The sequence below is a fragment of the Pedobacter sp. PACM 27299 genome, assembly GCF_001412655.1.
In the GTDB taxonomy this organism is placed as follows: domain Bacteria; phylum Bacteroidota; class Bacteroidia; order Sphingobacteriales; family Sphingobacteriaceae; genus Pedobacter.
This window is the reverse complement of the sequence record NZ_CP012996.1, coordinates 5113753-5133013: the sequence shown is the minus strand read 5'-3', so window position 1 is coordinate 5133013 and position 19261 is coordinate 5113753. Positions and strand designations below refer to the sequence as shown.

Sequence of the window (19261 nt, the reverse complement as noted above, 5' to 3'; positions counted from 1 at the left end):
ATGAGGTCTATCTGGAAAGGTGCTATAGGATTTGGTCTGGTAAATATCCCGGTAAAATTATTCTCAGGAGTACAAAGCAGTACCCTGGATTTAGATATGCTGGACGAAAGGGATCATGCCAATATCAAGTTTAAGAGAGTAAATGAGAAAACGCAGAAGGAAGTCCCTTTCGAGCATATTGTGAAAGGTTATTACCTGAAAGACCAATACATTGTTTTGAATGAGCATGATTTTGAAGAAGTGAAACCGGAAAAAACGAAGGTCATAGAAATTGAAAATTTCGTTGATCTGGTGGATATTAATCCTGTTTATTATGAAACTTCCTATTATACTCAACCTGAAAGTCAAGGGAAAAAGGCCTATGCTTTACTTTTACAGGCACTAATAAAGTCAAAGAAGGCAGGCGTTGCGCGTTTTGTGCTGCGCAACAGTGAGCATCTTTGTGTCATTCATCCTATGGGCGGAATTATTGTCATCACCAAGATCCGTTTTCAGGAAGAAATTAGGGATACAAAGGATTTAAAGCCAAAAGAAGCGCCCAGCATTAATCCAAAAGAGTTATCGGTAGGAATGGCCTTAATTAAGCAATATGCTGCGCCATTTAACATAGATAGCTTTAAAAATGACTACTCAAAAGAGTTATTAAAGATTATAAAAGCGAAAGCCCAGGGCAAGCGCGCGACTGTTAAAAAAATGAAAACTAAAAAAGCAAGTAGCGACGATTTATATGAGCAATTGCTGGAAAGTTTGAAAGGAGCATAGTTCTTTTTGGCATTCTATTTTTATCTGGCTGTGTTTACCTTGAGTTCAGCTGAAGGTTACTCTTTAATTCAGGGTTAAACTAAATTTTGCTGTTTTTTATCGGATTTTTGGCCATATATGCCGGGGATTTAGCGGTGGTAGAGAACGCTATCTGTTTTGCTATTCTTTTGCTATGGTGTTGTTTTTCTTTTGCACTTCAATTGCCTGATTAAAACAGCAGCAGGCCAGTACTAAGGAAAAAACAGTTAAATAGTTGAATTACATATAATTTGTATGTTAAAGTTATCTACTTTTGGGTAGTTATTTTATCATTTAAATTATAATTATGGGACGTGTAACAGGAGGTGCCTTTGGTACTTTTATTGGAAAAGTTGGAGGGGTTGTCGGATACGTTAGGCTGGGGAATCCCTGGGTACGTAATGCACCTAAAAAATCTGAAAAACCCAGAACTGCGAAGCAGTTGGTGGTGAGTCACAGATTTAAAATGGCCAGGAAATTGATTTCCCATACCCGGGAGTTTGTCGATGTGGGCTATAAGAGCGCGGCTCTGGGAACAGGGAAAACCGCACAAAATGTAGCGAGTTCATGTATTCTTCAAGAGGCGATGGCTGGAGTCTATCCTGATTTTAAGCTGGATTACAGCAAAGTGCTGCTGAGCAAAGGAAATTTGCCCATGGCCATTCAACCAACAGTGGAATATGTACAGCCGAATCTGATTTTTGAATGGAGCGTAGATCCGGCACTGGAATATCGCTTCAACAGGGATCAGGTGATGATGCTGGCTTATCATCCACTACGGGGAAAAAGTTTTCATGTGTTAAGTGGAAACCGAAGAATTACCGGGACAGATGAAATGTCTTTATCGAACATGCCAGAATGGAAAAAAATCAATCCGGAGGATGATTTTGTAGAAACTTACATTGCATTCATCTCTGATGATCGGATGGCTGTTTCAGACAGCATGTACCTTGGTAGAATCTATTTGAAGTAAGATTCACCTGCAAGGTCTATAAAAATATAGACCTTGCATTTTTTAGAATTTGTCTTTCATACCCAGGATGCCCATCAGGCCACCCGTATGAATGGCGATGATTTTCTCTTCTTTTTTAAAGTAATTCCTTTTGGAAAGGTCATCAATGGCATACATCATTTTAGCGGTGTAGACCGGATCAATGAGTACCCCCTGACTGCTCACAAAGCTTTTTATGAAATCGATCAGCTCAGGTTTAGTTTTGGCATAGCCTCCAAAATGATAGTCTGTATGTAAGATCAACTGATGGGTGTGTCCGAGGTATTTAAAAATCTCATCTGCAATAAATTCTCCTCCTTTCAATGCTGGTACTACATGCAATATTGTTTTTAAACCTCGCTCATGAATTCCTTTCAGCAAACCTGCTGCGGTAGTTCCAGTTCCGGCAGCACAGAAGATATGGTCGGTAGCTTCAGGAAGTTCTGCTATAATCTCCGCACAGCCAGTCAGGGCCTCCATACCTGCCCCTCCTTCATCAATGAAAAAGGCATTGGGATCATCGCCAAAATGTTGTTCAAATAAGGAAGTTTTGTTTTTATAACTGGTTCTGTCCACAAATAGGAGGGTCATCCCAAAAAGCTGGCATAACATTAACATTTCGTTTTTTACGGTTTCTCCGCGGACAAAGGCTGTAGATTTTAGCCCTGCTCTGGATGCAGCAGCGGCTGTTGCAAGCAGATGATTGGAATAAGCACCGCCAAAAGTGACGAGGTGGTGCTTATTTTCTTTTTTGGCTTTCGATAATAAATACTTTAGTTTACGCCATTTATTCCCTGAAATATAGGGGTCAATCAAATCATCTCTTTTAATCCAGAGTTGCTGAAGGATGGGATGTTTTAATTGCTGAACTGGGCTATGGATATCTGTAAACATGTTTACAAAGATATAAGCCTTTTTTTAAGCGAATGGTTATGGCTTAAAATAGATCTTTCTTAACAAGTAAGGAAAGAAATTAAGAATGATCTTAACATTTTGAGTAAAGTTTTTCATAGTACTGGAGTTAAAGTTAATAACCTGGTTCATAACAAGTTTCTTAGCTGTTTTGTGTTTGTAAACACGTTTAAAACAGTAAAAATTTGCCGCGGGTAATTGCTATCCCTGTTATCAAAAAGCAGACCAAATTATTTTTTTTCAATTATGTAATTGTTAAAGATTAGTTTTGCAGTGGGGAACCATAGTTAAAGAAGGCTTTCCAAATCACAAACAGACATAGATTTCATGGAAAATAGCAGCGAGGTGCAGGAATTAGAAGAGCAGGATTTATACGAACATTTTAATATTGTTGTTGATAAAGGACAGTCTTTATTAAGGGTAGATAAGTTTTTAATGGGGCGTATGGAAAATGCTTCCCGTAACCGTATTCAGAACGCTATTGAGGCTGGAAATGTGTTAGTTAACAAAGCTACGGTTAAGGCGAGTTACAAGGTGAAACCGGAAGATGAGATTTCTATCGTGTTCCCTCATCCGCCAAGAGATACAGAAGTTTATCCGGAAAATATCCCATTAGATATTGTTTATGAAGATAATGATTTATTGGTGGTAAATAAACCTGCTGGAATGGTGGTACACCCAGGATTTAATAATTACACCGGAACATTGGTGAATGCGTTAGCCTACCATTTTGAAAATTTACCGCAGTTACCGGGGAATGAAGGAAGACCGGGCTTAGTACACCGTATTGATAAGGATACTTCCGGCCTGTTGCTGATCAGCAAAAACGAAATCACCATGACTAAATTGGCGAAACAATTTTTTGACCACAGCATCACACGTAAATATATCGCATTAGCATGGGGTGATATGGAGGAAAATGGTACCGTTACGGGATATATCGGGCGCAGCTTGAAGAATAGAATTGTAATGGATGTTTATGATGATGAAGAAAAAGGTAAGTGGTCTGTAACACATTATTCTGTTTTGGAACGTTTAGGTTATGTAACCTTAATTAGTTGTCAGCTGGAAACTGGCCGTACACACCAAATCAGAGCACACATGCAGCACATCGGACATCCTTTATTTAATGACGCCAATTATGGTGGTGATAAAATTGTTAAAGGAACAACTTTCAATAAATACAAACAGTTTGTACAGAATTGCTTTAATATGATTCCTCGTCAGGCTTTACATGCACAGACTTTAGGTTTCATACATCCTACAACTAAGGAATATATGGAATTTGAGGCGCCTCTGCCAGCTGATTTTGATTCGGTATTGAACAAATGGAGAAACTATATCGTGGAGCCTTCGTAAATGCAGCAAGAATATATTTTACATAATGGCGAGTTCGTAGCGGCAAACCAGCCTGTGATTGGGCTGGAAAACCGGGCATTTAGATATGGTGATGGCCTGTTTGAATCTATGCGCATGAACAATGGGAAGCTTAAATTTGCAGAGCTGCATGCTGATCGCTTAAAAGCGGGTATGAAAGCTTTAAAGATGGACGGGGCGGACCTGATGGATGAATATTTTTTGAAACAGAAAACCGTGGAACTCTGTAAAAGGAATAAACTGAAGGATAATGTACGTTTTCGATTGTCAGTTTACAGAGCTGGTGCTGGTTTATACACGCCAGATAGCAATAAATCCGGTTATGTGCTGGAAGCTACTGCGCTTCCTCAAAGTACCTATGAACTCAATAAAAAAGGATTAATTGTGGATGTTTATGATGAAATCACGAAGCCTGTAAATAAACTTTCTAACTATAAAACCACCAATTCCCTGTTATTTGTGATGGCTGGTTTGTATAAGAAACAATATAACCTGGATGAGGCTTTCATTTTAAACCAACAAGGTTTTCTTTGTGAAAGCATCAGCTCCAATATTTTTGTAGTGTATGACAAGCAGATTTATACCCCTGCATTGTCGGAAGGCTGTATTGCCGGCGTGATGCGCAGTGTAGTCATGGGTATGGCTAAAAGCAACAATATCCCATTAACCGAGGCTCAGATCAATCCGGAAGTGCTGAAGGAAGCCGAAGAGGTCTTCATCACCAATGCAACAGGAGGGATCAGATGGGTAATGGGATATGGCAGGAAACGTTATTTTAATGAAATCTCCAAGCACCTGAGTGCGCGTTTAAATGAAATGTAAAAGAAAAGCCTAAGGGGTTTACAAACGCATTCCCCTTAAAAATTCTTCTACTGTCATTCTCTTTTTCCCTTCATATTGAAGATCTGTAAGTTTAATATAGCCGTCTTTGGCGGCAAATTTCAAATACGTTTTTCCATCTGACAGGAATTTCCCTGGGGCAATATCTGGTGTTTCATTTTCCAACTCCGCTTTGAATACTTTCAATGTTTTTTCACCGAGTTTGGTAAATGCAGTAGGATATGGACTTAGTCCGCGGATCAAATTGTAAACCGTCTTTGCAGGCTGGTCCCAGTTGATCATGCAAAATTCTTTAAATATTTTCGGTGCATGTTTTAGCGAATCGCTTTGAATTTGCGGTTGTTCTGTATAATTTCCTTCTTCAATCGCTTTTACTGTCTTTACTAACAAGCCTGCGCCTACGTTCATGAGCTGATCATGGAGTTCTCCGGCAGTTTCGTTCTCGCCAATGGCAACGCGCTCAGAGAAGATCGTATCGCCTGTGTCGATTTCATGTTTCAGGAAAAAGGTAGTCACGCCACTCTCTTTCTCTCCATTGATAATGGCATGATTGATTGGAGCAGCACCACGATACTGCGGCAACAAAGAGGCATGAAGGTTAATCGTTCCTTTTGCAGGCATATTCCACACGATTTCTGGTAACATACGAAAAGCGACTACCACTTGTAAATCGGCTTGTAAAGCTTGTAATTCCTGAATAAATTCAGGGTCTTTCAGCTTTAAAGGTTGTAATACTTTTAATCCTTTGGCTACAGCATATTGTTTTACGGCACTTTCCTGAAGTTTCTGGCCTCTTCCGGCAGGTTTGTCGGCGGCGGTAACTACCCCTACTACGTTAAATCCTGCTTCTACTAAAGCATTTAAAGAAGCTACTGCAAAATCGGGCGTACCCATAAAAACTAATCTCATTGTCCATTGTTTTAGAGGACAAAAATAACAAATAATCTTAGGCTTATTTTATACAATTGTATGGTAGAGACTCTGGAAGAACTAAAATCAAGCGGTTTGGTATACGTAACAGACGCTAAACCTGGGATATACAGGAAAGGAAAACCCGGTAATTTTCATTATGTAGATAAAGAGGGAAAGCGGATTACGGCCTTGCCGGACCTGGAAAGGATTCAGCAATTGGTGCTACCTCCGGCATGGACATCTGTTTGGATCTCTCCACGTAAGACTGGGTATTTACAAGCTACAGGAATAGACCAGGCAGGTAGGAAGCAGTATCGTTACCATGCTGAATGGACTTCCAGGCGATCAGATCGCAAGTATTTTAGGTTGTTGGATTTTGGAAAAGCACTGCCCGCTGCCCGGAAAAAGATCAGCAGGGATTTGAAACGCAAGGAACTTGACGAAAGAAAGGTGCTGGCGATTTGTGTGCAGCTGATGCAAAAAACGCTGATCCGTGTGGGAAATGCCGCTTATCAGCAGCTATATGGCAGTTATGGCCTCAGTACTTTGAAGAATAAACATGTAAAGATCAATGGAAATCGATTGATGCTGAGTTTTATCGGTAAAAAAGGAGTGCAGCAGGAATTGACTTTGACGGATAAAACACTGGCCAGGATGGTGCAGAAATGCAAGGAAATCCCTGGCCAGGATTTGTTCCAATATTATACAGCAGGGAAAGAGCGGCAGGCGATCGATTCTGGGAAGGTAAATAATTACATCAAAGAAATCACCGGAGATGATTTTACGGCTAAGGATTTTCGAACTTGGGGAGGTACATTGGAGGCAATGCGTCAGCTGGCGATTTGCTGTGCCGATGACCTGGCTTCAGAAAAGCCTAAAAAGAAAATTATTTTAGAAGTGCTGGATTGTGTGGCTGCGAAGCTCGGGAATACACGGGCAGTATGTAAAAGTGCTTACGTTTATCCGCTTTTACTGGAAGCTTTTGAAAATGAGCAACTCGGAAAATATTTGAAAAAGATAAAGACAGTTCCGTTTGACACCGCCGAGGGTTTGGAATTGCAGGAAAAGGTATTGATGCAGTTTCTGAAAGCGATGAAAAAGAAACAGGCCCTGAATTGATCAGGGCCTGTATTGGTCTAGATGATTATCCTGTTTATGATTCTTTTGGGGCTTTCTTGACCGGATGAACAGGTTGCTCGCTTTCTTCTCTCTGCTGAGCAGGGTTTTTAAAATGAGCTTCTTCTTGTTGATAGTCCTTGTCTTCCGGCTTTTTTACTGCTTTATTACCTTCCGGCACTTTATCTTTTGGAACTTCTTCCTGATAATTACTGCTGGGTTTATCGCTTTTCTTTTTCGCTTCGCTGTTCATCATCTGGTTGTTTTGTAATTAGTATTTGTTAAGGATATAACAAATACTTCTTACGCATTGTTTTATAGCGCGTTAAGCCAGGTTCCCAGCTGTCCCGGATTTCCTTTTCGGATTTTCCGGCAATGATTTGTAACCTCATACTGCTATCACCAGCCAGTTTGTCAAAATTATTCATTTGATTGCTCAGCTTGTAGTTGAAGAAATCAGCTTTATTCGGATAAGCTTGATAGAGTTCGATCAGCCAATTTAAGTTTAAGACTTTATCCTGGCGGATTTTTTCCGTATCGTAGTTTCTGAGGTCCAGTCCATAGCATACTTTATTGACATGTAATGGTGTTTCGGCCATTCCTTTGATGCTTTTTGGGGTGAAACTAAAGCTGTATTTACCTTTTAATGCCGGAGCGCCAAGGATGGTAAAAGGAAATAAAGTGCCACGGCCATGGTTTAAATAGGTGCCTTCAAACAGGCAAGTGGTAGGATATAGTAAAATGGACTGTGCCGTATTTAGGTTTGGTGATGGTTTTACCGGCAGTTCATAAGGGAGGTCATGGTTGTAATTGGCCACCTTAATAATTTTGATTTTACATTTCAGCTTGTTCTTTAACCAACCTTCTCCGTTCAGCATCTGCGCATATTCGCCAACGGTTAATCCATGGACAATTGGAATGGGTTGTAAGCCGATTCCTGAGGCCAGTTTCGGATCAAGGATGGGGCCATCAATGTAGAAGCCATTGGGATTTGGACGATCCAGGATCAATACTTCTTTATTTTGTGCGGCACAGGCTTCCATCACGTGCTGCAGTGTATTTATGTAAGTATAAAAACGGACGCCTACATCCTGAATGTCAAAAACCATGACGTCTACATCTGCCAGTTCTTCTCTAGTAGGTGTAAGGTGTTTGCCATATAGAGAAACTGCTGGAATGCCGGTTTTGCTATCTATAGCGTCATTTATATGGATGCCAGCACTGGCATTTCCTCTAAAACCGTGTTCCGGTCCGAATATCTTTACAATGTTTACACCTAATTTCAGTAGACTGTCTACACTGGTTTCTTTACCAATAATAGAGGTTGGATTGACCACCATGCCTACACGTTTACCCTTCAGGTAAGGCAGGTATTGCTCTGTTTGCTCAGCTCCGGTGCGAATCTCCTTATCTTGAACTTTGTTTTTATTCCGCGGGTTTTCCAAAGCTTTCTTTTCTGTTGCTTTAACAGCAATAGGAGTACTACCATGGCCTGCTGCACAGGCGGATAAATGCAGGCTAAGACCTGTAAGTAAAAGTAAAGAGGAACGGGATATTTTCATTCAGCAAATTATTTGGTGATCATTTGATATAGAAGGATAAAGATAGGAAAATTGGAATAGTTTGAGAAGGGGGGAGGTATAGGTATTATGGTCATAAAGATTTAAAGGTGTTTTTATATTTATATGTCTTGATATTTAGATATCTTAATATCCAATAACACGGTTTAAAATGCTTTTGGCTGGATGTGTTGAGGTATTTATATCAAGATATCTTATGATTTTATGTTGCGATAATTGTTTATTTTGGGTCTTATAGCTTACATTGAGCAATCAATAGGCCTATCGTTTTGTAGGGTTAAAACCATATCCTCGCATCTCAAGATATTTTAAGTCGAGAAATTCACATAATATTTGCAACTTTATCGCTGTAAAAATGCCGTAGGCGTATTTTTGCTAAGTCACTATTTATAGCAAAAAGTTTGAACATAGAATATTTCATAGCGAGGCGTATAGCCATCAAATCTGAGCGTACTTTTTCGAAGCTGATCGTGCGCATTGCGATTGCAGGCGTAATGCTCAGTTTAGCTGTCATGATGCTTTCTGTAGCCATTATTAAAGGGTTTAAAACGGAAATTCAAGAGAAGGTGAGGGGATACATCGGTGATGTGCGCATTTTCAAATTTGATCTGAATAATTCCTTTGAGCAGACACCATTTGTTCCAGAAGCGGAAACACTTCAGCATTTAAAGGCAAATCCAAATGTGGCCTACTATCAGGCTTATGCGACAAAACCGGCCATCATCTCGGTAAATGATGAGGTGGAAGGAATCAATTTTAAGGGTGTCGATAAAGATTTCAACTGGAATTATATCAAAAGTCATTTGGTAACCGGAAGGGTAGTTAATTTTGCGGATAGTGCGCAGGCGATGAAAGAGATTATGATTTCTCAGTTTACGGCAAACCGACTGAAACTTAAAACCGGTGATGATTTTATTATGTATTTTGTACAGGATCCTCCAAGAAACCGGAAGTTTAAAATTGTAGGAATTTATGCCGTTGGTGTAGAGGAAATTGATAAAGGTTTTGTGCTCGGGGATATCAATGTGATTCGTCGACTGAACAACTGGAGTCCTAACGAGATTGGCGGACTGGAGATCAGAATTAAAGATTTTTCTAAATTAAAAGAAGTTTCTACGGGAATATATGAGAACCTGGAGGTCAACCTCAGGTCAGAATCTGTAGCTGAATTTTTTCCAGCCATTTTTACCTGGCTGTCTTTATTGGATGTCAACACCAGGGTGCTGCTCATCCTGATGATGATAGTAGGGGTGATCAATATGATTACCGCGCTGTTGATCATGATTCTGGAACGTACCAATATGATAGGTATGCTGAAAGCTTTTGGAATGACAGATTATAGTGTGATCAAAATTTTCCTTTACAATGCGGTATATCTTGTTGGTATAGGCTTGTTTTTGGGGAATATTCTTGGGTTAGGACTGGGCTTTATCCAAAAATACACCCATCTGTTTAAATTGGATCAGGGTTCTTATTATTTATCGTACGTGCCTGTAGAACTCCATTTTGTAGATGTATTGGTTTTAAATATTGGAATCGTAGTGATCTGTTTTGTGGTATTGATTATTCCTTCCTTATTGGTCAGCAAAATATCTCCGTTAAAAGCAATTCGGTTTAAATAATTTAATGAATGTTTGGTACTTTGTGTACTGCAAAAATATAGCTTTGTAGGGTCCTTTTAAGCCTTATAAATAGAGGGAATTGAAATATGAAAGCAACAGTAAAAGAGAAAAAATCTAGCGTTTTTAGTCTGCTGAAGCCCTATCGTGGAATGATCTATCTATTGATCTTCCTCGCTTTGCTGAGTAATGGGGTGAACTTATTGCTGCCAAAACTGATCGCAAATGGAATTGATGCCTATACTGCTGGTACCTTTCTGATTAAGCCGGTACTGATCGAGTTCTCAGGGGCGATTGTATTGATTTTTATCTTTACCTATTTACAAAGTGTGGTACAGACTTATGCTTCGGAAAAAGTGGCAAGAGACCTGAGAAGGCAACTTTCAGATCAGATTTCCCGCCAAAGTCATGCTTATATAGAAAAGGCAAATCCCTCAAAATTACTGACCAACCTAACTGCTGATGTAGACGCGATCAAGTCTTTTGTAGCACAGGCGATTGTTTCCATTGCTTCTTCCATCTTTCTGATTATAGGTGCAAGCATTTTGCTGCTGGGTTTAAACTGGCGATTGGCATTAGCAGTAATCGCTATTGTGCCTATTATTGGAACTGCTTTTTACCTGGTATTGAGTAAGGTTAAACCTTTATTTAAAAAGAGTAGAGAGGTGATAGACTGGTTAAATAAGGTGATCAACGAAAGTATTTTGGGTGCCGCATTGATCCGCGTGATCAATTCACAGCAATTGGAATATAGTAAGTTTCTATCCGCCAATGCGCAAGCCAGAGACCTTGGGTTGGCTATTTTGAAGCTATTCGCCGGTTTAATTCCACTGATTATATTTGTCGCCAATATGGCCGGTCTAACGATTTTGGCATTGGGTGGTCATTTTGTGATCCAGGGAACCATGTCTTTAGGAGAATTTGCCGCCTTTAACAGTTACTTGAGCATACTGATTTTTCCGATTTTAGTGATTGGTTTCATGAGTAACGTGATTGCTCAGGCAACTACTTCCTATAAACGTATTGAAGGGGTATTGAACTTACAGGAAAGTCCGGCAGAAGGGAAAATTACGGAACCATTGGCCGGAGCAATTACCCTAAAAGAAGTATCGGTGTCTTATGGTCAGAAACCGGCTTTAAAAAACATTTCTTTTTCTTTAGAAGCGGGCTCTAAAACAGCAATTATTGGCCCTACGGCTGCAGGAAAGTCACAATTACTCTATATCCTGACCGGATTAATTTTGCCGGATACAGGCGAAGTTCGTTTTGATGGCCATGATATTAAAGATTATAACCCGGAAGCTTTTCACCAGCAGGTAGGTTTTGTGTTTCAGGACAGTATTATATTTAATATGAGTATCCGTGAAAACATTGCCTTCAGTGATACGGTGACAGATCAATCTTTAGAAAAAGCAATTGCTACTGCAGAACTGCATGATTTTATCACTGCCTTACCGGAGCAATTAAATACGATTGTTTCTGAGCGGGGATCTAATCTCTCCGGTGGACAAAAGCAGCGAATTATGCTGGCAAGAGCATTGGCCGTCAATCCTAAGGTTTTGCTGTTAGATGATTTTACTTCCCGGGTGGATCACCATACTGAAAAGAGAATATTAGAAAACGTGCAGCAGAATTATCCTGGCATTACTTTATTGTCGGTCACACAAAAAATTGCCGCTGTCGCGCATTATGATAAGGTAATTGTTCTGATGCAAGGCGAAATCGTAGCACAAGGTAAACATGAGGACCTGATGAAAACCAGTCCGGAGTATATTCAAATTTTTAACTCACAACAGAGTACCAGCAATTATGAATTACAATCTTAACCAGAACAGTGGCCAGGAAGAAAAACAGTCTACTTTTCAGGCCTTAAAAAAACTGATTCAATTGATTTCTGATGAGAAGAAAAATCTGTGGATTGCCTCAGGGATTATCCTTTTGAACTCTGGTTTACTCTTATTGGGGCCGCTATTAATCGGACATACTATTGATGCCTATATCCGCACTAAAGATTATCACGGCGTTCTTGTCTTTTCAGGAATTATATTTGGTATGTATCTGCTGGCTTTCTGTACGGGATACTTTCAGACAAAACTGATGGGCGGGGTGGGGCAGCGTATGCTGTACACCTTGAGGAATGCTGTTTTCAATAAGCTTCAGGAGCTTCCTGTAGCCTTTTTTAATGAGAATAAGGCTGGAGATTTGATTTCCAGAGTGAACAATGATACGGATAAGATCAATCAGTTTTTTTCTCAGTCGCTGATGCAGTTTATTGGCAGTATTGTGACGATGACTGGTGCTGGTATTTTCTTATTGATGATTAATTTTGAGCTGGGTGCTGCGGCCCTGGTTCCAGCATTGCTGATCCTGATTTTTACCGCGCTGGTATCTCCTTGGGTAAAAAGAAGAAATGCCTCCAATCTGAAAAGTGTAGGTGGCCTGAGTGCCGAAATTCAGGAAAGTCTGAATAACTTTAAAGTGATCATTGCCTTCAACAGAAGAGATTATTTCCGGAAAAGGTTCGATGAGGCAAATCGCCACAATTATAAAACAGCAATAGGGGCAGGCCTGGCCAATAATATTTTAATGCCTGTTTATGGTTTGTTTTCCAGCATGGCACAGCTGATTGTCTTGCTGTTTGGAATTTACCTGATCTCTGAAGGGCAGTTTACGATTGGACTCTTGGTGAGTTATTTTTCTTATGCCACCAATTTCTATAATCCATTAAGACAATTGGCCGCTTTATGGGCAAATTTCCAGGTCGCCATGGCAGGATGGGATCGGATTTCGCAAATCTTATCCATGCAAAATGATTTGCAGCAGCTCAAAGAAAGTACAGAAACTTCTAATGCTTTACTGGAATTCAGAAATGTCCATTTCTCTTATACCAGCGGCAAAGAGATTTTGCACGACATCAGCTTTAGTCTGGAGAAAGGAAAAACTTATGCCCTGATTGGCCCTACAGGTGGTGGAAAAACAACTACCGCATCCTTGATTGCACGTTTATATGATGCCACGGAAGGAACAGTTTTATTGAGTGGTAAAGACATTCGTTCTTATTCCCATGAAGAACGGGCAGCTAAAATTGGCTTCATTTTGCAGGAACCTTTTTTGTTTACAGGGACGGTGAGGGATAATATTTTATATGGCAATGACCGATATAAGGATTATAGTAATGAACAGCTGGAAGAGGTGATCAGGGAAGCGAATCTGGATGCTTTGTTGGCCATTTTTGAAGATGGACTGGATACGGCAGTGACTTCTGGTTCTGATAACATTAGCTTGGGACAAAAGCAGCTGATTGCCTTTATGAGAGCGGTTTTACGAAATCCAGAGTTGTTAATCCTGGATGAGGCAACTGCTAACATTGATACAATTACGGAGCAGTTACTCAGCGCTATTCTAAAAAAATTACCTAAAGAAACCACCTTAGTGATCATTGCACACCGTTTAAATACGATTGAAAATGCAGATGAGATCTTCTTTGTGAACTCAGGAGAGGTGACGCGCGCTGGTACGCTTGACCATGCGATGGATCTTTTGTTAAAGGGTAAACGGAAGAGTTAAAAGACTTAGAAAATATAAGAAAGACGGGCACTGTTGCCCATCTTTCTTATCATCAGGCATAAAGGTTATCTGGTGTAACCAGGGCTGTATGTTATTTAAACTAACTCTGCAGCTGACGCTGCTCATTCTGCTGAGTAGCTGAAATTTTCTTTAATATCCTTTTTCCTGTAATTTCTTTGTGAATTCTTCGCCTAATTTCATGCCCCATTGCTGGCCAGCCTGCATAGAATCCTGCATGATAAAAGGTGTTTTTTCGGCTAGTTTTTTGCCGGAAGGGGTATGGTAAAATACAGTGATTGCTTTAAGGTCAGCTTCAGTCAGGTATTTTTGATAGATAGGAAGCAGTAATCCAAATAGTTCATCCTGAGCAGATTTAAGAAAAGTATCTTCAAAATCTTGCCAGATGGATTCAGGAACATCGGTTTTTTGTGATTTCAACATTTTTATAGTCTGTATAATTGCTACTTTGTAAGTTGCAGCAGAACCAGAAGCATCCATCATCTCTTTTAAGCTGGTTTTATAGGAATTACTATCCTGTCCAAAGGAAATTAAAGTACTGCTAAATAGTATAGCTGTAACTAAAAACAGCTTTTTAATGGTATTGGGTATGTTTTTCATACCTCAAATTAAAGAGAATAATCTGAGATTTCTAGTATAATCTTTCCCGAATTATAAAAGGCTACAGTCCTCAATTAAATATTACGTAAATTTGCAGAATAATAATATTAATAGAGAAACTGTGTCATTAGAGAAATTAAAACTAAGCAAGCAACTGGTAACGGCAATGACTGATGCCGGATATATATCTGCAAAAGAGATTCAGGCAAAAACAATGTCAAGAATTCTTGGCGGACAGGATATCATCGCTGTTGGTCCTGAAGGTTCAGGAAAAACGACGAACTATGTGCTTGGGGTTCTAATGCGCCTGAAATACAGCACAGATGAAGCGCCAAAAGTGCTGATCCTTGTTCCTTCAAAGGAAAAGGTATTAGAGGTGATTGAAGAATTTGAGAAACTAAATAAGAATAAAAACCTCCGTATTATGGGCTTATACGGGAATGGAGGAACAGAGCAGGATGTACTGGATCTGGTAGATGGGGTGGATATTGTGGTGGCTTTGCCAACCAGAGCACGCGCTATTTATCTGAAACTAGGTTTAAACCTGAGTAGATTGCAGATGTTTATCGTAGACGATGCGGAAGTAATTGTGAAACAGGGAATGCAGCTGCCGGTTTGTGAATTGGCCAGAAGTGCAGGTAAATGCCAGCACTTGGTCTTTACGACTGTTGTTCATGAAAAGCTGAACTATATGATTGATCAATTCCTGCATTTCCCAACTACCTTAGAAGTAGAAGATCTAGGCGAAAATCAGGCAAGTACTCATGAACTGATTTTATATCCTGTTCCTAATCATAAGACCAAAGTGAATTTACTCAATATGTTATTGAGAGATGATGAGGTTTTTGATAAGGTTGTTATTTTCGTAAATACACGTTTAACAGCTCAGAAACTTGGTAAAAGTTTGCATTCTGCAAAGCCGGGAGATGTATCTGTATTGAATCCTTTGTTCTTTGATGATGAGAATGGGTTTGACCATATCGAAGATTTTAAGGAAATTCCTGAAGCCAGGATCTTAATCGTTGCCAATGAAGGTACGGCTAGTCTGGATCTTTCTGGTATTCCTTTTATCTTCCATTTCGAAGTTCCTGAGCAAAAAGAAACTTTCCTCAGCAGAATCTTGAAAAATGGTGATGAAGAAGTCGTTGCAATTACTTTTGCGACAGATATGGAACTGGTAGAAGTGAAAAAGATTGAGCAGTCTATAGGTAAAAAGTTAACAGTAATGGATTTACCAGAAGGATTGGTGATAGATAAAGTTGCCAAAACCGGTGGTCTTGATAAAAGCAGGATTGTTAAAGAGAAAAATGTTCTTCCTAGCGGTGGCGGCGCTTTCCATGACAAGAAAGAAAGCAACACTAAAGATTATAACTATGGTATCGGCCAGAAGGCAAAGATGACTATGAAAAAGAAACACGGCTAATTTCCTAGCTGATCAGCACATCGGCTGTCAGAAATAAAGCCCTTAGCTCATTTGAATTAAGGGCTTTATTGTTTAAACTTTTTTGGCTTCATTCCAGTAAACATCCATTTCGGCAAGGGTCATATCTTGCAAAGCTTTACCATTTTCTTTGGCTTTACTTTCCAGGTACTGGAACCTTTTGATGAACTTCTTATTGGTTTTTTCCAATGCGTTTTCTGGATTTATATTAATGAAACGCGCATAATTGATCAATGAGAATAACAGGTCTCCAAATTCTTCTTCTGCTTTTTCTACATCTATGGCCTCATTATCTTTAGTATTGTATTCGTCTTTAAACTCCTGAAGTTCTTCTTCCACTTTTTCCCATACCTGAGTTTTATTATCCCAGTCGAAGCCTACACCTCTGGCTTTTTCCTGAATGCGGCTGGCTTTAACCAATGAGGGTAAACCTGCCGGAACACCTGCCAACACTGATTTGTTTCCTTCCTTCAGTTTAATCTGTTCCCAATTGCGTTTTACATCATTTTCATCTTTTACTTCCACATCACCATAAATGTGCGGATGACGATTAATCAGTTTATCACAAACGCTGTTTAGTACATCAACGATTGTAAAATCATTAGTTTCAGACGCGATTCTGGCATAAAATACCAGGTGCATCATTACATCACCAAGTTCTTTTTTTACTTCGTCCAGGTCACCTTCCAGAATGGCATCTGATAATTCATAAGTCTCTTCAATAGTGAGGTGACGAAGGGTTTCCATCGTTTGTTTTTTATCCCATGGGCAGTCGGTACGGAGGGTATCTAATACGGTTAACAACCTTTGAAATGCGGTTGCCGGATCGGCAGCCGTTATTGGGGCGATATGATTGGGCATTGTGTTGTGTTTTATTTAATGACGTTAAAGGTAATCATCATTGTGGTTAAAAAAAGAACGACAAGGCCCGATAAGAAGATAATGTCTGCTGCTTTTTCCAGTCGACGGCTGTTGCCTAAAGATTTCCCCATGGAAATGAAGGAGAGCATACAGCTAGCCATAAATAGTACAATAGCCAGTGCAGTAGTCTCATCAATCAAGGTTACATCCTGCATTTTGGATACCTTTATCGAGGTTAATACAATAAAACAAAGCCCTAAAAGGTTGGCAGAAGTATTTAAAATATGGGGTGAACGGTTCTCTCTCATGGTTAAAAATCTTGCAATATCACTATTCTTGCTCTTCTAATTTGATGTTTTTGCTGAGTCGATAAACCTTCCTTTTCTTATTCGGTTTATCTTCTCCACCAAGTAAGATTCCCCATGGTTTTAAAGAATCAATACGGTCGAAAATGATCTTTAGCATGGCCAGATAAGGGATGCATAAAAACATTCCGGAGATGCCCCAGACCATTTCTCCAACTACGATCCCAATAAAGGCGAAAAGTGCATTGATCTTTACTTTTGAGCCCACTACCAATGGCATTAATACGTTTCCATCTATCGTATGAACAGCGATAAAGGCAATGATGACCAGTAATACCTTAGCGGCGCCTGCAGTGGCAAAAGTGATCAGCACGCTGATTACGAGTGCACTAAATATCCCAATATAAGGGATGATGTTAAATATTCCGGTGATTAAGCCTAGCAAAACCGCATATTTAACACCCAATATCCAAAGTACCAGCATCATTAAACTGGTTACGATGAACATCTGCAGGAATAGTCCGGTGATGTATTTCTTGATGATGTATTGTATTTGTCTTACGATTTCACTTACTTTTTCCGTGTGCTGCTCTTCAAATACTGAGGTTAAAAAGCTGAACAATACCCTTCTGTAGTTTAAGAGGAAGAAGGTAAACAGCAATAAGAAAAAGAGAAATAATAAAGAGGTCGAAAGTGTAAGTAGGGTAGCACCTACAAATACGGCACTGGTGGACAATACTTTTGAGGCTCCTTCTTTCACGTATTCGATCTGTTTTTGGGCATTTACGCCAAAATTAGAGGAGATCCAATGCTGCAAGTCGTGGAAAGAGGTCTCTCCCTGTTGTTTCAGTAGGGGCCAGTCTTTCCAGAGGTCTGTGAGCTGGTTGGCCAGGAAAAATAATATGCTGCAAATCACGGCAATCATCAGGACTACAGAAATGATGGAAGCCATACTTCTTTTTAGCCGGCATTTCTGTTCCAGAAAGTTGGCCAGTGGTAAAAGTAAAATAGCCAGTAAAAATGAAGTGAGTAGCGGAGCAAGGATTGTTCGGCCTAGTATGGCCAGGTATCCTAAAGAAATAATTGAGAACAGCACTATCGCTAATTTTGCATTGAATGGTTGACTGAAACTGTTCTTCATATCTGATAAGGTGTTAGATAGGCGTAATTTAGTAATTTACACATAAAGACAAATGCCTTGCCAAATTTTATTCAGCAAGGCATTAATAGAGATGTCTTATCATTTTTACAAGTACAGGAAGATTATTCCCAATTGCTTGCCTCGTCTAAAATAGCAATATCTTCCATATTCAATTTCAGCATTGCTGCTTTTTTGAGGTCTTCTAACTGTGAAAGGCTCGTTACACTGGCAATGGGTGCTGTTATAGAAGGACGGGCAATCAGCCATGCCAGGGATACGCTTGCCGGTGTAGCATTGTATTGTTCGGATACTTCATCAAGTGCTTTCAATATTTTAAAACCACGGTCGTTCAGGTATTTTTGAATACCGGTACCCCGCTGACTTTTATTTAAGTCGGTTGCTGTACGGTATTTTCCGGTTAAGAAACCACTTGCTAAAGCATAGTAATTGATCACTGCGAGCTGGTGGTCTATGGCCACCTGCTCCAGGTCCTTTTCATATCCTTCACGGGAATATAAATTGTACTCTGGCTGGAAGGTCTGATACTTTGGCAGGCTCAGTTTTTGAGCCGTTTCCAATGCTTCTTTCATACGTGTTCCAGTATAGTTTGAAGCGCCAATCCAACGAATTTTTCCTGCTCTGATCAACTCGTCGTAAGCCTCTAGTGTTTCAGCGATCGGTGTATTTGGATCATCGTAATGACTCTGATAAAGGTCAATATAGTCTGTTTTAAGTCTTTTTAGGGAAGCATCTACCCCCTCCAGAATAGTCTTTTTAGATAGTGATTTTCCATGTCCCATATCTCCGCCTACTTTAGTTGCAATGATGACCTCATTCCGGTTTTTTCTTTGCTGCATCCAGTTACCGATAATCGTTTCAGATTCGCCACCAGAGTTGCCTGGCTTCCATCGCGAATACACATCTGCAGTATCGATGAAGTTGAAACCGGCTCCGGTGAAGCCATCTAATATTTCAAAGGATTCCGCCTCGTCTATGGTCCAGCCAAAAACATTCCCGCCAAAAGTGATCGGGTATACAAATAAATCGGAGTTGCCTAATTTTCTTTTTTCCATTGCCAGCTATCTATTGTTCTAATTGTTTCTTGAACGTCTTTAATAATTTTAAAGGGCGTATCTATTTAACAACAAAGCAGCGCTAATTGTTGTACCATCAAAATTGAGTCCTTGAAAATGACATTAGT

The 19261-nt window shown here is 39.8% G+C and carries 18 protein-coding genes; 9 read left to right on the top strand and 9 right to left on the bottom strand.

Annotated features, from left to right (window positions below):
* Together ku and AQ505_RS21590 are read left to right on the top strand one after the other, a co-directional pair.
* Nucleotides 1-762, top strand: coding sequence for a non-homologous end joining protein Ku (ku, locus tag AQ505_RS21595; protein ID WP_062550095.1), 762 nt, complete (start codon nucleotides 1-3; stop codon nucleotides 760-762).
* Between the two features lie 325 nt (nucleotides 763-1087).
* Nucleotides 1088-1753: a DUF6266 family protein gene (locus AQ505_RS21590; RefSeq protein WP_062550094.1), complete on the top strand. Its 666-nt coding sequence runs from the start codon at nucleotides 1088-1090 to the stop codon at nucleotides 1751-1753.
* A gap of 42 nt (nucleotides 1754-1795) precedes the next feature.
* Here AQ505_RS21590 and AQ505_RS21585 read toward each other — a convergent pair whose 3' ends face one another.
* Complete coding sequence (locus tag AQ505_RS21585) at nucleotides 1796-2665, bottom strand: 1-aminocyclopropane-1-carboxylate deaminase/D-cysteine desulfhydrase (RefSeq protein WP_062550093.1); 870 nt, start codon at nucleotides 2663-2665, stop codon at nucleotides 1796-1798.
* A gap of 345 nt (nucleotides 2666-3010) precedes the next feature.
* Here AQ505_RS21585 and AQ505_RS21580 point away from each other — a divergent pair, with 345 nt between their 5' ends.
* Nucleotides 3011-4042 (top strand): RluA family pseudouridine synthase, encoded by a 1032-nt coding sequence (locus AQ505_RS21580; protein WP_062550092.1) that lies wholly within the window; start codon nucleotides 3011-3013, stop codon nucleotides 4040-4042.
* On the top strand, nucleotides 4043-4882 hold the full coding sequence (locus tag AQ505_RS21575) for an aminotransferase class IV (protein ID WP_062550091.1): 840 nt from the start codon (nucleotides 4043-4045) through the stop codon (nucleotides 4880-4882).
* A gap of 18 nt (nucleotides 4883-4900) precedes the next feature.
* On the opposite strand, the gene fmt is transcribed toward AQ505_RS21575, so the two are convergent.
* On the bottom strand, nucleotides 4901-5809 hold the full coding sequence (gene fmt / locus AQ505_RS21570) for a methionyl-tRNA formyltransferase (protein ID WP_062550090.1): 909 nt from the start codon (nucleotides 5807-5809) through the stop codon (nucleotides 4901-4903).
* 60 nt (nucleotides 5810-5869) lie between these two features.
* On the opposite strand from fmt, the gene AQ505_RS21565 reads away from it, so the two are divergent.
* On the top strand, nucleotides 5870-6931 hold the full coding sequence (locus tag AQ505_RS21565; protein WP_062550089.1) for a DNA topoisomerase IB: 1062 nt from the start codon (nucleotides 5870-5872) through the stop codon (nucleotides 6929-6931).
* A 34-nt stretch (nucleotides 6932-6965) separates the two neighbouring features.
* On the opposite strand, the gene AQ505_RS21560 is transcribed toward AQ505_RS21565, so the two are convergent.
* Nucleotides 6966-7184 (bottom strand): hypothetical protein, encoded by a 219-nt coding sequence (locus AQ505_RS21560; protein WP_231634956.1) that lies wholly within the window; start codon nucleotides 7182-7184, stop codon nucleotides 6966-6968.
* 25 nt (nucleotides 7185-7209) lie between these two features.
* Nucleotides 7210-8490, bottom strand: a complete 1281-nt coding sequence (locus AQ505_RS21555; RefSeq protein ID WP_062550088.1) for an exo-beta-N-acetylmuramidase NamZ family protein — start codon at nucleotides 8488-8490, stop codon at nucleotides 7210-7212.
* 419 nt (nucleotides 8491-8909) lie between these two features.
* Between AQ505_RS21555 and AQ505_RS21550 the strand changes: the two genes are divergently transcribed.
* The 3 genes from AQ505_RS21550 to AQ505_RS21540 all read left to right on the top strand — a co-directional run bounded on the left by AQ505_RS21550 (nucleotide 8910) and on the right by AQ505_RS21540 (nucleotide 13694).
* The gene (locus AQ505_RS21550; protein ID WP_062550087.1) at nucleotides 8910-10130 is read left to right on the top strand and encodes an ABC transporter permease; all 1221 of its coding nucleotides are present in this window, start codon (nucleotides 8910-8912) and stop codon (nucleotides 10128-10130) included.
* Between the two features lie 86 nt (nucleotides 10131-10216).
* Nucleotides 10217-11953: an ABC transporter ATP-binding protein gene (locus AQ505_RS21545; RefSeq protein WP_062550086.1), complete on the top strand. Its 1737-nt coding sequence runs from the start codon at nucleotides 10217-10219 to the stop codon at nucleotides 11951-11953.
* Nucleotides 11937-13694, top strand: coding sequence for an ABC transporter ATP-binding protein (locus AQ505_RS21540; RefSeq protein WP_062550085.1), 1758 nt, complete (start codon nucleotides 11937-11939; stop codon nucleotides 13692-13694). Before AQ505_RS21545 ends, AQ505_RS21540 begins: the two co-directional genes overlap by 17 nt.
* 150 nt (nucleotides 13695-13844) lie before the next feature.
* Here AQ505_RS21540 and AQ505_RS21535 read toward each other — a convergent pair whose 3' ends face one another.
* Complete coding sequence (locus AQ505_RS21535; RefSeq protein WP_062550084.1) at nucleotides 13845-14312, bottom strand: DUF2059 domain-containing protein; 468 nt, start codon at nucleotides 14310-14312, stop codon at nucleotides 13845-13847.
* A gap of 121 nt (nucleotides 14313-14433) precedes the next feature.
* Between AQ505_RS21535 and AQ505_RS21530 the strand changes: the two genes are divergently transcribed.
* Nucleotides 14434-15735, top strand: coding sequence for a DEAD/DEAH box helicase (locus tag AQ505_RS21530; RefSeq protein WP_062550083.1), 1302 nt, complete (start codon nucleotides 14434-14436; stop codon nucleotides 15733-15735).
* Between the two features lie 72 nt (nucleotides 15736-15807).
* Here AQ505_RS21530 and mazG read toward each other — a convergent pair whose 3' ends face one another.
* From mazG to AQ505_RS21510, 4 genes are all read right to left on the bottom strand, one after another.
* Nucleotides 15808-16614: a nucleoside triphosphate pyrophosphohydrolase gene (mazG, locus tag AQ505_RS21525; protein ID WP_062550082.1), complete on the bottom strand. Its 807-nt coding sequence runs from the start codon at nucleotides 16612-16614 to the stop codon at nucleotides 15808-15810.
* A gap of 11 nt (nucleotides 16615-16625) precedes the next feature.
* Nucleotides 16626-16922: a hypothetical protein gene (locus AQ505_RS21520; RefSeq protein ID WP_062550081.1), complete on the bottom strand. Its 297-nt coding sequence runs from the start codon at nucleotides 16920-16922 to the stop codon at nucleotides 16626-16628.
* A 22-nt stretch (nucleotides 16923-16944) separates the two neighbouring features.
* Complete coding sequence (locus tag AQ505_RS21515) at nucleotides 16945-18060, bottom strand: AI-2E family transporter (RefSeq protein WP_062550080.1); 1116 nt, start codon at nucleotides 18058-18060, stop codon at nucleotides 16945-16947.
* A gap of 122 nt (nucleotides 18061-18182) precedes the next feature.
* Nucleotides 18183-19133 (bottom strand): aldo/keto reductase, encoded by a 951-nt coding sequence (locus AQ505_RS21510; RefSeq protein ID WP_062550079.1) that lies wholly within the window; start codon nucleotides 19131-19133, stop codon nucleotides 18183-18185.
* Between the last annotated feature and the right edge of the window lie 128 nt (nucleotides 19134-19261).

Bases quoted from the DNA above. Each gene is read 5' to 3' on its own strand.
- ku (WP_062550095.1), top strand. From the start codon at position 1: ATGAGGTCTATCTGGAAAGGTGCTATAGGATTTGGTCTGGTAAATATC.
- AQ505_RS21590 (WP_062550094.1), top strand. From the start codon at position 1,088: ATGGGACGTGTAACAGGAGGTGCCTTTGGTACTTTTATTGGAAAAGTT.
- AQ505_RS21585 (WP_062550093.1), bottom strand. From the start codon at position 2,665: ATGTTTACAGATATCCATAGCCCAGTTCAGCAATTAAAACATCCCATC.
- AQ505_RS21580 (WP_062550092.1), top strand. From the start codon at position 3,011: ATGGAAAATAGCAGCGAGGTGCAGGAATTAGAAGAGCAGGATTTATAC.
- AQ505_RS21575 (WP_062550091.1), top strand. From the start codon at position 4,043: ATGCAGCAAGAATATATTTTACATAATGGCGAGTTCGTAGCGGCAAAC.
- fmt (WP_062550090.1), bottom strand. From the start codon at position 5,809: ATGAGATTAGTTTTTATGGGTACGCCCGATTTTGCAGTAGCTTCTTTA.
- AQ505_RS21565 (WP_062550089.1), top strand. From the start codon at position 5,870: ATGGTAGAGACTCTGGAAGAACTAAAATCAAGCGGTTTGGTATACGTA.
- AQ505_RS21560 (WP_231634956.1), bottom strand. From the start codon at position 7,184: ATGATGAACAGCGAAGCGAAAAAGAAAAGCGATAAACCCAGCAGTAAT.
- AQ505_RS21555 (WP_062550088.1), bottom strand. From the start codon at position 8,490: ATGAAAATATCCCGTTCCTCTTTACTTTTACTTACAGGTCTTAGCCTG.
- AQ505_RS21545 (WP_062550086.1), top strand. From the start codon at position 10,217: ATGAAAGCAACAGTAAAAGAGAAAAAATCTAGCGTTTTTAGTCTGCTG.
- AQ505_RS21540 (WP_062550085.1), top strand. From the start codon at position 11,937: ATGAATTACAATCTTAACCAGAACAGTGGCCAGGAAGAAAAACAGTCT.
- AQ505_RS21535 (WP_062550084.1), bottom strand. From the start codon at position 14,312: ATGAAAAACATACCCAATACCATTAAAAAGCTGTTTTTAGTTACAGCT.
- mazG (WP_062550082.1), bottom strand. From the start codon at position 16,614: ATGCCCAATCATATCGCCCCAATAACGGCTGCCGATCCGGCAACCGCA.
- AQ505_RS21520 (WP_062550081.1), bottom strand. From the start codon at position 16,922: ATGAGAGAGAACCGTTCACCCCATATTTTAAATACTTCTGCCAACCTT.
- AQ505_RS21515 (WP_062550080.1), bottom strand. From the start codon at position 18,060: ATGAAGAACAGTTTCAGTCAACCATTCAATGCAAAATTAGCGATAGTG.
- AQ505_RS21510 (WP_062550079.1), bottom strand. From the start codon at position 19,133: ATGGAAAAAAGAAAATTAGGCAACTCCGATTTATTTGTATACCCGATC.